We start from the raw sequence: 14,262 nt of genomic DNA on the forward strand, positions 1-14,262 counted from the left end.
CACTGGATAAGCCGGATTTTTATACACCGTAATGACGCAAGGTTTGAGGCACATGGGAAGGAGCCAAGGATTTCTTGAAAAAGCGCTTAGCTGATTTCGCATCTCTAGTATTGCTTAGGTAAAAATCAATCGTGTTCCCTTCAGAATCTACTGCACGATATAAATACATCCACTGTCCTTTTACTTTTATGTAAATTTCGTCCACCCTCCAGGAGTCATTGGTTCTCCTTAAATATGGACGAATGCGTTTATCAAGTTCTGGTCCATATTGATGAACCCAGCGCATAATCGTAGTATGTGCTATGCATATTCCACGCTCTTCCATCATCTCTACGAGATTACGAAGACTCAGACTATACCGGAGGTACCAGCGTACTACATGTAAGATAACTTCGGGTTCGTAATGTTTCCACTTAAATTCTGTTGGCTTTTTTATACGGATACACATCCTTTTTAGATTGATAACATCAGTATGTCCAAGCTTCCTAGATTTTTTGCACCAGAACCACATTTTGTTTTATATTCGACACAATAAAGGCAAACCAACCGTTAGGGTGATGATCAAATGAGAGCTGATAAAATAAAACAAGTCGCAATGGATCTTTTTGCTAAAAAGGGTTATGAAGGAACTTCTTTGGTTGATATAGCCGAAGCAGTGGGGATAAAGAAACCCTCAATTTATGGCCATTATAGTGGGAAAGATGAACTTTTTCTTCAGATCGTAAAGGATGTTTTTGATGAGGAAACCAAGAATATGTATCACTTTTTTGAAGAAAACGCTAAACTTCCATTGGAGAGCAAGCTTTATCGGATTCTTTATCAATATAAAGACCGATATGGAGAAGATGAACGCTTAAGATTCTTGGTTAGAATGTTATTTTTTCCTCCCGCACATTTACAAGAGGAAGTTGTGACAGTATATGTATATCCATTCTTGGATTGCTGGGAAAACCAACTTGTTGGATTGTTCAAGCAGGCTGCTTTGGAAAATCAAATCAGTCAAATTGATCCTAAATTAGCGGCATCCGCATTTATGGGGGTAATGGATGCGGTAATGGTGGAAATTGTATACAGTGATCCTGTGCGATTCTTGAAGCGACTAAATGCTTCTTGGCCTATGTATTGGCTCGCATTAAAGCCTAAATGAAAGTCTTTTTGCACCAGAACCGTTTTTTGTGAGGCTGAGAGGGTCAATAAGTCTGATGTGATTCATTTGGCATTAACCGACTTTCTAGAAAAATATGAAATGTGACAAAGAAACAAAAAGGATTGGGTATCTAAGAGGGTACCCAATTCTTTTCGTTTACAGATAATATTCATCACTCTTTGGAAAAAGAGAAATGACAACCTTTGAGAGGTACTTTATTAAGGATAAGGAAACCCATAGAGAGAGAAAGAACCCATACTACTATTTACGTGAAAATGAGGACATTTGCCGTAAAATTCTAACTGAATTTGATCTCAGTCCTGATCAAGGTCATATTATAAACGGCCATACACCAGTTAAAGAAATTAATGGTGAAAATCCAATTAAGGCAAATGGGAAAATGATTGTCATCGATGGAGGTTTTTCAAAAGCTTATCAATCAACAACAGGTATAGCTGGATACACTCTACTAGACAATTCCTTCGGCATGCAATTGATCGCCCATAAACACTTTAATTCAAAAGATGATATTCTATGTAACGGAACGGATGTATTATCAGTAAAAAGATTGGTGGATAAAGAATTAGAGAGAAAAAAGGTTAGAGAAACGAACTTTGGTGAGGAATTATTAAAGGAAATCTATATTTTAAATAGTCTGAGAGAATATCGTTATATGAAAGGACATCAGTAATTTCCCCTCAAGTGAGTTAAAAAAGAGAACAGCTAGTCTGTATGAATCTGGTATTTCCGCTAGTTAGAAAAGTGAGAAAAAAGACTGAAAAAACTACAGGTCATCAGCTCAAAGGAAAACATTTATCGGTGCTGCCTCTTAAATATGATCAAAAGGATTTCCTATCTTTACACACCTTACATACGGACCTTCCTGGAGAAGAGAAGGAGACTTATATTATTGATGCAGAAGGACAGAAGCATATTGTCAAAGTAGTGACCTCCAAATTTTATAATGAACGACGAGAAAGTATTGGTATTATCACCGTGCTGCAGGATATTTCACAACTCAAATTATTGGAGGAACATGTCAAGCAAAGCGAAAGACTTGCCTTAATCGGACAGGTTACAACCGGTATCGCCCATGAACTAAAGAACCCTCTTGCTGTATTGGCCAGCTCTGCTGAGTTATTAAAGAAGGTGTTAGAAGGACAGCCCAAATCTGAAATGGCCGATATGCTGGCAAGCGATATTTATGAAGAAATCAAGCGGATGAGCGGCATTGTCAGTGAATTTCTATCTTTTTCCAAAACGAAAAATGAGGAAGAGAAATGGATTGAGATGGATCGATTGGTGGACAATTAATCAATCCTTATTTCAAAGCTACATAAAAAACCTTCTTTGGGCGGCAGCACTACAGCCTGTAAGAAAGGGAAAATCGCCCTTTCTAACATTCTGTAGGTTCCTGTTCCGTTTACCTTCGGCCGTACCCCACGAGCCGAAAACCTAAAACCAAGTAAACAGCTTTTGGGGGCATCGAACCCCAAAAAGCTAACCGGTTTTGTAACCGGTGCTAAAGACTAAACTAGCTGCAACTGCAGCTAGTTAGTCTTTAGCTTTTTTTATGCCCAGACCATGCTTTCCTTCTTTGTTCTCCTAATTGTAATCGTTTGCTCCATAAGGCCAGTCAAGGGATGCTTCGCTATTCTCCGCAAAGTTTGTGAACTTTTTTAAGAAAAGCGCTTAATAACGGGACAAGGTTTCTTTCTTTACCGTTGTTATTTCGCATAATCCTGACGCTACCCCTCGAAGGAACAGTTACTAATCATGAATCCTTTAATAAGAGTATTGCTAAGAATAATAGGAATATCCTGTTTCAATATACAAATATTTTTATAATCCCATATTTTATCTTTATAATCGTTTTTATGCCATAATCAACGTTAATAGTTTTTGTATATATATGAAAAAAGTCTATGTAAAATACCCCTTAATACGTTTATTGAAACGTTTTACATCTATTATTCTGGATAACTTTTTATCAAAATGAATTTTATTCTATTTACAATTGCTATAAAATCTATTAAACTTCTATTGACGAAGTGTTAAGAAATATTATTTTTACAAAAAGTATTCATACATAACATTTTGTCTATCATCAAATTAAATTTAAGTAACACTTTTTATTTCATTCAAGGAGGAATTATAGTAATGCATAATTTACAAGATATTTTAGAAGCTAGGGAATTCATTTTGAGTAAGACAGATTATCGTCCTGCGATTGGTATGATTTTAGGATCAGGATTAGGAAATCTTGCTGATGAAATTGAAAACCCTTTCAAGATTCCTTATAGTGAGATTCCTCACTTTGCAAAATCTGAAGCAATTGGCCATGCAAACGAATTGGTAATTGGAGAATTAAAGGGAAAGACAGTTGTAGCTATGAAAGGACGCTTCCATTATTATGAGGGATATACTTTAGATGAAGTAACTTTTCCAGTACGTGTAATGAAGGCACTTGGCGTTGAAAAATTACTAATTACAAATGCATGTGGCGCCATCAACACTTCATTCCAACCTGGGGATTTAATGTTAATCACAGATCACTTAAATCTTGTAGCAAACAACCCATTAATCGGACCAAATAACGACGAACTGGGCACACGTTTTCCAGATGTCTCTGAAGTTTACAACAAAGAATTACGCAATATCGTATTAGAAGTTGCGAAAGAACAAAACATTACCTTACAACAAGGTGTTTATGCTTGGTGGAGTGGACCAGCTTACGAAACTCCAGCTGAAATTCGCATGATTCGTACATTAGGAGCAGATGCTGTAGGTATGTCAACAGTCCCAGAAGCTCTTGTAGCTATTCATGGAAATATGAAAGTACTTGGTATTTCCTGCTTAACAAATATGGCATGTGGAATTTTAGATCAGCCATTAAGTCATGATGAAGTCATTGAAGTGGCTGCTATGGTAAAAGAGAAATTTATCAAATTAGTAAAAGAAACGATTGCAAGAATGTAGGACAATGTATTTTTGCGCTGTGCTTTTGCACATCATCTTAGGAGGAAGTAGAAATGACGATAAAATCACGGCTTAGAATCATGGTTTTTCTTCAATATTTCATTTGGGGAGCTTGGCTTGTTACACTCGGCTCTTATATGATTAATACTTTGAATTTTACTGGAGCACAAGTCGGGCTCGTTTATAGTACAAAAGGACTTGCTGCGCTACTTATGCCAAGTATTGCAGGGATTATTGCGGATCGCTGGGTAAAAGCAAATAGATTATATGGAATCTTTCATTTTCTTGGAGCGATCGCTTTATTCCTGGCCGCACAAGCTTCAGACCCTACGTACATGTTTTGGGTAATGTTCTTTAATGCAATGGTTTACATGCCAACCCAGTCTTTATCTAACGTAATTTCTTACGCTTCTTTAGAAAAAGCAGGACTCGATACAGTAAAAGACTTCCCGCCTGTTCGTGTTTTTGGAACAGTTGGTTTTATTGCCGCAATGTGGGCGATTAGCCTTCTAAGAATTGAATTAAGCAGCATCCAATTATACGTTGCTTCTGGTGCTTCTCTCTTGCTTGCGCTGTATTCATTAACCCTTCCTGACTGTCCACCATCAAAGGTGAAGAAGGATAAGTCATGGGTGAGTCTTTTAGGGCTAGATGCTTTCGTACTATTTAAACAAAAGAGAATGGCTATCTTTTTTCTATTTGCGATGTTATTAGGAGCTGTGCTGCAGATTACCAATACATTTGGAAACCCATTTTTACATGACTTTGGGTTGAATCCTGAGTTCAAGGATAGTTTTGTTGTTAAATACCCATCTATTTTATTATCAATGTCACAGTTTTCAGAAGTATTCTTTATCATTCTTATTCCATTTTTCTTGCGTAAATATGGAATAAAAAAGGTCATGTTAATCAGTATGATCGCATGGACATTACGTTTTGTATTCTTCGCTTATGGAGATCCATCTTCTGAAGGATTTATCTTATTACTATTATCAATGATCGTGTACGGTTGCGCATTTGATTTCTTTAATATTTCTGGCTCGATTTTCGTAGAAAAAGAAGTAGACCCTCGAATTCGTGCAAGCGCGCAAGGCTTATTCATGACAATGGTTAACGGAGTTGGTGCCTATGTAGGCGCAATTGTAAGTGGAAAAGTCGTGGATTATTTTACAGTAGACGGTATAAAGGATTGGCAGAGTATCTGGTTAGTTTTTGCAGCGTATGCGCTCGTTCTCGCAATTGTTTTTGCGGTAAGCTTTAAATACAAACATGATCCTAATGAAATGAAGAATGTTAAGGTAAGTGCTTAATAGTAGTTTTTATCATGTTGTTTCAGATATCTGGAATCGTTTTATGGCGTGAACCTATGTATGATAACAATTCTTAAAATATCAAGTTCCAAAACAATGCATCTTTTTTATAAACGGTTCCATTTTGAAAGCGGAAACACCGAAACAGGAAATTGTTACTCGCTGGTGCAAAATTATCATAATCCAAAAAAGTACGGCTAAAATAGTATATTTCAGCCGTACTTTTTTTGTAGTTATAAGAATATGAGACAAATTCTCTTATAATACCCTATCAATATTCATGGAAGTATCTCTTCAGTGAAATAATCTAACACCATACATCCAGCTCCCTGAGCTACAATATTGTATGCTGCAGTTGATTTAATAATCTGGACACGGCTATTGGGATAATAATTCATTCGCTTTTTTGCTGTTTCAGAGGCCACTTCGTAGAAGAGCGGTTTTGGTACTAGGGTTCCTCCGCAAATTACTATATCAGGGCGTAAAAGGAAAATTAGATTAGTAAGGCCGATGCCAAAATAATAAGCTGCTTCCTTCACTATCTCTAGACAAAGCGGATCTTCCCTCTCTAGGGCATCTAAAATATGGTGAAAATCTATATCTTCCACATCATTAACCTTTTCTTGAAGAAGAGAGATTTTACCACGTTTCATCCGACGGATTACTTCGTTACGAATGGCCGGCAGGCTACTGTATGCCTGCAGACAGCCGTATGATCCGCATGAACAACGTTGTCCATGTATATCGACTATAATGTGCCCAAAAGCATCTTCTATTTCGTTTTTATTACTAATCAATCTGCCTTGGAGGATAATGCCGCAGCGAATTCCTATATCACTGGAGACAAAAACTAGATTATCCGTTTCTTTCCAATAGTTATTACGGTATTCAGCTAACGCTGCCAAATTTGTTCCATTATCTAAACATACGAGGGTATTATTTTTTTGTTTTAAATAGTTGACAATGTTTAGGTTTTTCCAACCCTCTGCAGGGAACACATGAGGATTTATGATAACTCCTTGTTCTTGATCAATTGGATCAAGAACTCCGATGCCAATTCCAAGAAATTTTTCCCTTTGAATTTTATGTTTAGCCAGTAGCTCATCGACGCATCGCGACACAAAATTTAAAGTGTACTCTCCCGTACATTGTGAATCCATCTTTAATTTTTCTACGCCCAGGATACCTAAATTTAGATCGAGGAGCAACACTGTCGTGTATAAACTGGTAATTTCTACTCCAATTAAATAATAAGTGTCAGGCTTGATAACGTACATCAAGGGTTTTCGTCCACCACTTGATTCTCCACTTCCACTATCGTATATAAGTCCTTCCTGTACAAGTTCGTCTAGTAAACGTGAACAAGTCGTATGTTTGTATCCAGTCAGTTCAGATAGTGTATTTATCCTCACAGGTCCTAACTTACGAATTAAACTATATAAAAGTTTTAGGCTTTTCGCCTTTGGCGATGTTAAGCCAACAAATTGCCTTAGCATAGATTTCCTCCAAAACATAATTTTAATAAATCACCAATATATTAATATTTTACCCGATTTATTAAAAAAGAAGAAGCTAGGTCTACTATTCTTTTTGTTAAATATGTAAAAAGAACTGTTTTTTTTACTGTTTTTAATGTTAATTAAGATTATTATTGATATCTTTTTACCAAAATGAATTTTATTCTATTTACAATAGCTATAAAATCAATTAAACTTTTATTGACGAAGTGTTAAGAAACATCAATTTTTACAGAAGGTATTGCATGATTTAACAGTTTGTCTATTAGCAAATTAAGTTTAGATACGTTTATATTCATTCAAGGAGGAATTAGTAATGCACAAAGTACAAGACATCTTAGAAGCTAGAGATTTCATTATGAGTAAGACAGATTATCGTCCTATGATTGGAATGATTTTAGGCTCAGGCTTAGGAACTCTTGCTGATGAAATCGAAAACCCTTTCAAAATTCCTTATAGTGAGATTCCTCACTTTGCAAAATCTGAAGCAATTGGCCATGCAAACGAATTGGTAATTGGAGAATTAAAGGGAAAGACTGTAGTAGCCATGAAGGGTCGTTTCCATTATTATGAGGGATTTACTTTAGATGAAGTAACTTTCCCAGTACGTGTAATGAAGGCACTTGGCGTTGAAAAATTAATTATTACAAACGCATGTGGCGCCATCAATACTTCATTTCAACCTGGGGATTTAATGTTAATCACAGATCACTTAAATCTTGTAGCAAACAACCCATTAATCGGACCAAATAACGAAGAACTGGGCACACGTTTTCCAGATGTCTCTGAAGTTTACAACAAAGAATTACGCAATCTTGCTTCTAAGGTAGCTGAAAAACAAAATATTACCTTACAACAAGGTGTTTATGCTTGGTGGAGTGGACCAGCTTACGAAACTCCAGCTGAAATTCGCATGATTCGTACATTAGGAGCAGATGCTGTAGGTATGTCAACAGTCCCAGAAGCTCTTGTAGCTATTCATGGAAATATGAAAGTACTTGGTATTTCCTGCTTAACAAATATGGCATGTGGAATTTTAGATCAGCCATTAAGTCATGATGAAGTCATTGAAGTGGCAGGTAGAGTTAGAGCAACATTTGTTGAATTAGTTAAGGGCATTTTAAAAGAAATGTAATAGAGAGAAAAGAAGTAAAGGGTGTTTTACCTCTCTTTACTTCTTTTAAAACTACACTAGAAAAATGAGGTGAGGTTTTGAAAGGTATCATTTACATCATATTAGGAGCCTGTAGCTACGGAGTATTGTCCACTTTTGTAAAGTTAGCTTATAAAGACGGATTTATAGTTAATGATGTTGTTGGAATACAGATGTTCATAGGGGCACTACTGTTATGGGGAGGAGTGCTTTTGGGTAGTAAAAAGCGTACAATCACACATAAGTACTTAAAGCCGAATAAAAAAGAAATTCTGCTGCTGACTGTTGTTGGATCTACAACAGGATTAACAGGAATGTTTTACTATCTTGCCCTCCAATACATTTCTGCTTCATTAGCAATTGTACTTCTGTTTCAATTTACATGGATGGGAGTTTTAATAGAAGCTCTTATAAATCGTAAGATTCCGGGGAAGGGAAAAATACTCTCATTAATTCCCTTATTTATAGGGACACTTAGCGCTACCAATATATTTACAACTGGATTAAGCAGCGTTCATTGGCTCGGATTTTTATATGGGTTCCTAGCAGCTGTGTCGTATACTATCTTTATTCTTCTTAGTGGAAAGGTTGCTGTGCAAGCAAACCCTGTTACAAAAACAGCACTTATGATTTCGGGTGGTTTTGTAATTTGTGCGCTCATCTTACCACCCACGTTTTTTACAAATGGAAAATTACTAATAGAATTAGCTTTGAAGTTTGGCTTTGCCTTAGCTTTTTTTGGCCCATTTTTTTCAACCTTAATGTTTTCCAAAGGAGTTCCACTAATAGGAGCTGGATTAGCATCTATCTTAGGAGCTATGGAGCTTCCTACAGCAATTTTAATGTCTGCAGTTGTATTAAAAGAACATGTAGGAACTTCTCAATATGTAGGTATACTCCTAATTTTAGTTGGTATAGCGTTTCCGGAATTATGGAGAAAAGGTTCCTCTCATATAGGATCTCTTAAGTTTAAAAAAATGAAAGCAGGGTAAGGTCAATTATTTTGATATAAAAAAATAATCAACTCTTTGTTTACCATTATGAAATAAAAACTTATCTCTTTAAGTATAGATTAGGCAAATGTTGTCGTACCACTAAAAAAGGTTAAGGTTTACATTAGATAAAAAATATAATGAAGTTAATCATTTTTATAAAGTAGATAGAACAGAATGTACGTATCAAACTACTATACATTACTTTCATGAAAAAAGGAGTCCTTCAAAATGAAAACTACTTTAGATTTTAAACGTATATTTTTAATTGTAATGGATTCTGTGGGAATTGGTGAAGCTTCGGATGCTGAGGATTTCCGGGATGAAGGCGCTCATACTTTATTGCACATAGCAGAGGAAATGAACGGGTTGAATATGCCTAATATCGCGAAGTTAGGTTTGAGTAATATCGAAGAAATTCCAGGTATAGAAAAGGCAGAAAATCCATTAGCTTACCATACAAAAATGCAAGAGTCTTCAAATGGTAAGGATACGATGACAGGACACTGGGAGATTATGGGTCTTAATGTTGAAACACCATTCCGTGTGTTCCCAGATGGTTTCCCAGATGCGTTAATTCAAGAGCTTGAAGAAAAAACAGGTCGTAAAGTAATCGGTAATAAACCAGCTAGCGGAACAGGAATTCTAGATGAGCTTGGCGAAGAACATATGAAAACAGGTGCATTAATTGTATACACATCTGCTGATTCTGTTATCCAAATTGCAGCGCATGAAGAAATTGTTTCTCTTGAAGAGCTGTATAAGATTTGTAAAATTGCACGTGAAATGACATTGCGTGAAGAATATATGTTAGGTAGAGTAATCGCGCGTCCATTCTTAGGAGAGCCAGGAAACTTTACAAGAACAGCAAATCGTCATGACTACGCATTAAAGCCATACGAAAGAACGGTAATGAACGAATTAAAAGATTCAGGCTATGATGTATTAGCAATTGGTAAAATTTCAGATATTTATGATGGAGAAGGTGTAACGAAATCTCTCCGTACAGTGTCTAATATGGATGGTATGGATAAGCTTATGGAAACAATCCATACAGATTTTACTGGCTTAAGCTTTTTAAATCTTGTAGATTTTGATGCTTTATTTGGTCACCGAAGAGATCCTATTGGTTACGGAAAAGCGTTAGAAGAGTTCGACGCTAGACTTACAGAAGTGCTAAAAGAATTAAAAGATGATGATTTATTAATGATTACGGCTGATCACGGAAATGATCCAATTCATCACGGAACGGATCATACACGTGAATATGTTCCATTACTTATATATAGTAAGAAAATAAAAGAACCAAAAGAACTTCCAGTAAGCAAAACTTTTTCAGACATTGGAGCAACTATTGCAGATAATTTCAACGTGGTACTACCTAAGTTTGGGAACAGTTTATTATCAAAGTTAAATTAATGCTTTTTTAAATTAAGGAGGAATATTAAATGAATTACAATAAAATAATTGATCATACAATTTTAAAAGCTGATACAACAAAAACGGCTGTAGAAAAGACATTACGTGAAGCATTAGATCATGACTTCGCATCTGTATGTATTAATCCATATTGGGTTCCATTAGCGGCTGAAGTATTGAAAGGTTCTGATGTAAAAGTATGTACAGTAATCGGATTTCCATTAGGGGCTAATACTACTAATACAAAAGTATTTGAAACAAGAGATGCAATAGCAAATGGTGCTAATGAAATTGATATGGTAATTAACATAGGTGAATTAAAAGCGGGTAATTACGATGTAGTCCAAAAAGATATTGAAGCGGTTGTGGAAGAATCAAAAGGTAAAGCGCTTGTTAAAGTAATTATAGAAACTTGTCTATTAACAAAAGAAGAGATTGAAAAAGTAAGTTACATTGTACGTGATTCTGGTGCTGATTTTATTAAAACATCTACAGGCTTTTCAACAGGTGGTGCAACTGTAGAGGGTGTAGCCTTAATGAGAAAACATGTAGGTGAAAATGTAGGTGTTAAAGCTTCTGGCGGTGTTAGAACTCCGGAGATTATGAAAGCAATGGTAGAAGCAGGAGCAACTCGTATTGGTACAAGTAACGGCGTATATTAAATGAAGACAAGTGGGTGAAGCTAATATAAAGTAGTTTATATCCCAACAATATTAATATTAGAAATAAAGTTGGTAATTAAATCAAGTAAACACGAAATGGTATAATCACTTCGTGTTTACTTGATTATTTTTATGGAAATAAAATAAGCGTTACACTCTTCTATAGTATGTAAATCCTTTAAGTCCAAGTATCCTAAATCACGTATACATACATCGTTCGGTTGAAGGGACGTTAAACAAATAGAGCCATTTTATACTAGTATAGGCAAATCCATATAAAAAAATAATTGGAAAAATAAAATTAGCAAGTTCAGAAGCTATCAAAATGGTTTATAGTAACACCAAACAATCTTAGATTTCTTAATGCAGGAACCATAATATAATAAGCTCAATAGCTTCTTACTAACGATCCGTTTTTTAGAAGAAAAGCACCTGGGTACCAAGAAGGTGCCGATTTTATATTGTTGAGTGAATATTCTAGTGAGGAACAAATGTTTCATTGTGCGGTTTAATTAAGGTTAGAATGTGTGATATTCTCATGTAAAACCCTACAATCTATGGGCGGCATGATGTAACCTTACTGTTTTATATGAACGTAGTGGAGTATTAAGTTCCACCTTCAAATTTAACAAAATATGTACAGTTAAGAATTTATGTATCAATTTGGTTTATATTTATAATTGATATTATAAGTTCCTATATTTTTAACGTTCATAAAAGTACACTTTTACGAACGGGTTATTTTTACTATAATTCAGCTGTTTTTTACGTTCGTAAAACATCTAAAAATATTTACGAACGTTCACTCATTTTCATATACTTTTATGAACGTTTTTTAGTAGAATAATAGAAAATGGAATGAAAATGAGGTAGATACAGATGGATGATCGAAAGTTTGGATACATAAGAGTTAGCAGCAAGGATCAAAATGAGGGACGACAACTCGAAGCTATGAAAGAAAAGGGGATAGGCGAACGAGATATTTTTATGGACAAACAAAGTGGCAAGGATTTCAATCGAACCCAATATCAGTTGCTTAAACGAATGTTGAGAAAAGGAGACGTGCTATATATCCATTCCTTGGATCGCTTTGGCCGGAACAAAGCAGAGATTCTTCAGGAGTGGAATGATATCACAAAAAATATTCAGGCGGATATCGTGGTCATGGATATGCCGTTGTTGGATACTACACAGTATAAAGATAGTCTAGGTACATTCATTGCGGATTTAGTTCTGCAAATTCTTTCCTGGATGGCGGAGGAAGAACGGGACCGCATCCGGAAACGGCAACGTGAAGGAATTGATATGGCATTGAAAAATGGTGTACCCTTCGGCCGACCGAAAGCTCAAATAACGGAAGAATTTAAAGAAGTCTATGAGTTTTGGAAAGTAGGAGAGATAACAGCCGTAAAAGCCATGGCGAAATTGGGCGTTAAAAAGACAACTTTTTATAAGCTGGTAAAGGAATATGAAGAAGACTTTCAATAGTACACTATATAATGGAAGAAACTCGTCAAAAAAGTAACTTTTTCCACGGGAGAAAGGGGAGTCGGGTGTATTTTTAATGAACCAGAAGTGGCTCGGCATTATTACCGAGTTAATACCCGAAGAGGAATGGTTCAAGTTAAAATTGCGATAGATGGCTTCTTCAACTAAAGGGTGCTTGTGCGGCCGAGCCTAGGTCGTATCATATAGCGGGTGGGATTCCCGTCGAGAAAGAACTAGCCATTCACTCGTAGCGAGTCTTGGAGGGCTAATGGTAACATTAGCCTTTAAGCGTAGACAGTTAGGTGGCGGGCCGAAAGCCAAATGGTTGAAGGGATTGAGCTCCATAATGTTAGTAAATCGAGAGGGCTGATGCCTTAAGCACAGCAGAAAGCTATATTTTATCCATCGTTAAAGGCAAGAAGGATAAAACCTCTCTGGAGTCAGAGACCTTGGCACGTCACACATTGATATGATACGGCAACTCGGGAGTTCCTACCGGTCTTTTCTTCTTATAGAAGAGTATGGTGTACAAGCGATAATAAGCAAGGAAGCCAAATGCCGTTGTAGGGAGTCGGATAGCAGCGTAGTACCAATGAAGTTGGGTAATGCCGATGGAGGAAAGGCTGCTATCAAGTTATCACCCTTACTAGGGACACATTTACTACACGCAGAGGTAGGGATAATAAATGGAAACAAAACTATTAAGGATAGCAGAATTAGCAAAATCTGAACGGAAGAGATTAGCTATATTTTGTGAATGGTGACTAGGAGGAGCCGTGTGCGTAAATAGCGCAAGCACGGTTCTGTGAGGGGGGAGGAACACAATCTACCGCAAGGTAGAGAGGTTCCCTTCTACTCGACTAGTGAAAAAAAAGACAGTCTTTTTGACGATCCTTTTTTGGTGAGATTAACACAAATACATTTTTGTAAAGTGCCTGCTACTTATTTATAGAGTTATTATTGCTCTCATCATGATTTTTGGAAGCTGTTTTGTCATCGACTTCAGCCCCCTCTACAATCTGGTTACCAATAGCACCGCCTGAAACACCGCCTATTACAGTACCAATTAGTCCAAATTGAGCACCTATCATAGCACCCGCAACGGCTCCATTAAGAGTTCCTGCTGTTGCTGCTTCACCAAAGTCACTCGTACCTTGATTAGCATTACTACCAGCTCGATTGTTGCCACTTTCTTCTACATTTCCACCAAAGTTATTGCGTTCGTTACTCTGATTCATCTATTCACTTCCTTGTTTATTAATGGGGAATATGCTAATGATGAAAGCACACCATCCTAAACATATACTACCCAGCTGAAGTAGTTTTACTCACTATATGTTGGTTCAAGATATGGTTGTTTTATCGGCAGCCATTTTTTCTTGTTCAACTAACGGGTGCTTAGTTAAGTAAGAATTAAGAAATCGTTATCATGTTTCAGTTCTTCCATTAAAGTGCCATTTAAGAATCTCAAGCAAAATTGAATAATTATTGTAATGCTAGTGTGGTGTTTGTGAAATTTTGGCGAAAAGAGGGTCTCAAAAGTCTATCTGAACGATACCAAACTTTACGTCACATTTAATTTGAACCGCCGTATA

The 14,262-nt window shown here is 36.3% G+C and carries 11 protein-coding genes and 2 pseudogenes; 10 read left to right on the forward strand and 3 right to left on the reverse strand.

Features of this window, described 5'->3' with window-relative positions; translation table 11 throughout:
• A pseudogene (locus V179_RS28825) lies at positions 1-448 on the reverse strand (IS6 family transposase); the annotation flags it as partial.
• A 117-nt stretch (positions 449-565) separates the two neighbouring features.
• Here V179_RS28825 and V179_RS0125700 point away from each other — a divergent pair.
• From V179_RS0125700 to V179_RS0125720, 5 genes and pseudogenes are all read left to right on the forward strand, one after another.
• Positions 566-1,147: a TetR/AcrR family transcriptional regulator gene (locus V179_RS0125700; RefSeq protein ID WP_028394001.1), complete on the forward strand. Its 582-nt coding sequence runs from the start codon at positions 566-568 to the stop codon at positions 1,145-1,147.
• A 166-nt stretch (positions 1,148-1,313) separates the two neighbouring features.
• Positions 1,314-1,838: pseudogene (locus V179_RS0125705) on the forward strand (fructose-bisphosphatase class III); the annotation flags it as partial.
• Between the two features lie 41 nt (positions 1,839-1,879).
• Positions 1,880-2,461, forward strand: coding sequence for a histidine kinase dimerization/phospho-acceptor domain-containing protein (locus V179_RS0125710; protein WP_028394003.1), 582 nt, complete (start codon positions 1,880-1,882; stop codon positions 2,459-2,461).
• Between the two features lie 846 nt (positions 2,462-3,307).
• Positions 3,308-4,126: a purine-nucleoside phosphorylase gene (locus V179_RS0125715; protein WP_028394004.1), complete on the forward strand. Its 819-nt coding sequence runs from the start codon at positions 3,308-3,310 to the stop codon at positions 4,124-4,126.
• Between the two features lie 53 nt (positions 4,127-4,179).
• Complete coding sequence (locus V179_RS0125720; protein WP_028394005.1) at positions 4,180-5,436, forward strand: nucleoside permease; 1,257 nt, start codon at positions 4,180-4,182, stop codon at positions 5,434-5,436.
• Between the two features lie 278 nt (positions 5,437-5,714).
• Here the strand turns inward: V179_RS0125720 and V179_RS0125725 are convergent, their stop codons facing one another.
• The gene (locus tag V179_RS0125725; protein ID WP_028394006.1) at positions 5,715-6,932 is read right to left on the reverse strand and encodes an ROK family transcriptional regulator; all 1,218 of its coding nucleotides are present in this window, start codon (positions 6,930-6,932) and stop codon (positions 5,715-5,717) included.
• A 337-nt stretch (positions 6,933-7,269) separates the two neighbouring features.
• Here V179_RS0125725 and V179_RS0125730 point away from each other — a divergent pair, with 337 nt between their 5' ends.
• From V179_RS0125730 to V179_RS0125750, 5 genes are all read left to right on the forward strand, one after another.
• Positions 7,270-8,088, forward strand: a complete 819-nt coding sequence (locus V179_RS0125730; RefSeq protein ID WP_028394007.1) for a purine-nucleoside phosphorylase — start codon at positions 7,270-7,272, stop codon at positions 8,086-8,088.
• Between the two features lie 77 nt (positions 8,089-8,165).
• Positions 8,166-9,098 carry an EamA family transporter gene (locus V179_RS0125735; RefSeq protein WP_028394008.1) on the forward strand — a complete coding sequence of 311 codons (933 nt, stop codon included), beginning with the start codon at positions 8,166-8,168 and terminating at the stop codon, positions 9,096-9,098.
• Positions 9,099-9,329: 231 nt separating this feature from the next.
• Positions 9,330-10,517: a phosphopentomutase gene (deoB, locus tag V179_RS0125740; RefSeq protein WP_028394009.1), complete on the forward strand. Its 1,188-nt coding sequence runs from the start codon at positions 9,330-9,332 to the stop codon at positions 10,515-10,517.
• 29 nt (positions 10,518-10,546) lie between these two features.
• A complete protein-coding gene (deoC, locus tag V179_RS0125745; RefSeq protein ID WP_028394010.1) occupies positions 10,547-11,179 on the forward strand; it encodes a deoxyribose-phosphate aldolase in 633 nt (210 codons plus the stop codon).
• 879 nt (positions 11,180-12,058) lie between these two features.
• On the forward strand, positions 12,059-12,667 hold the full coding sequence (locus V179_RS0125750; protein WP_028394011.1) for a recombinase family protein: 609 nt from the start codon (positions 12,059-12,061) through the stop codon (positions 12,665-12,667).
• A gap of 938 nt (positions 12,668-13,605) precedes the next feature.
• On the opposite strand, the gene V179_RS31875 is transcribed toward V179_RS0125750, so the two are convergent.
• Positions 13,606-13,905, reverse strand: a complete 300-nt coding sequence (locus V179_RS31875; RefSeq protein WP_235179265.1) for a hypothetical protein — start codon at positions 13,903-13,905, stop codon at positions 13,606-13,608.
• Positions 13,906-14,262: the final 357 nt, after the last annotated feature.

Source organism: Bacillus cihuensis, from assembly GCF_000504145.1.
Taxonomy (GTDB): Bacteria; Bacillota; Bacilli; order Bacillales; family DSM-1321; genus Peribacillus; species Peribacillus huizhouensis.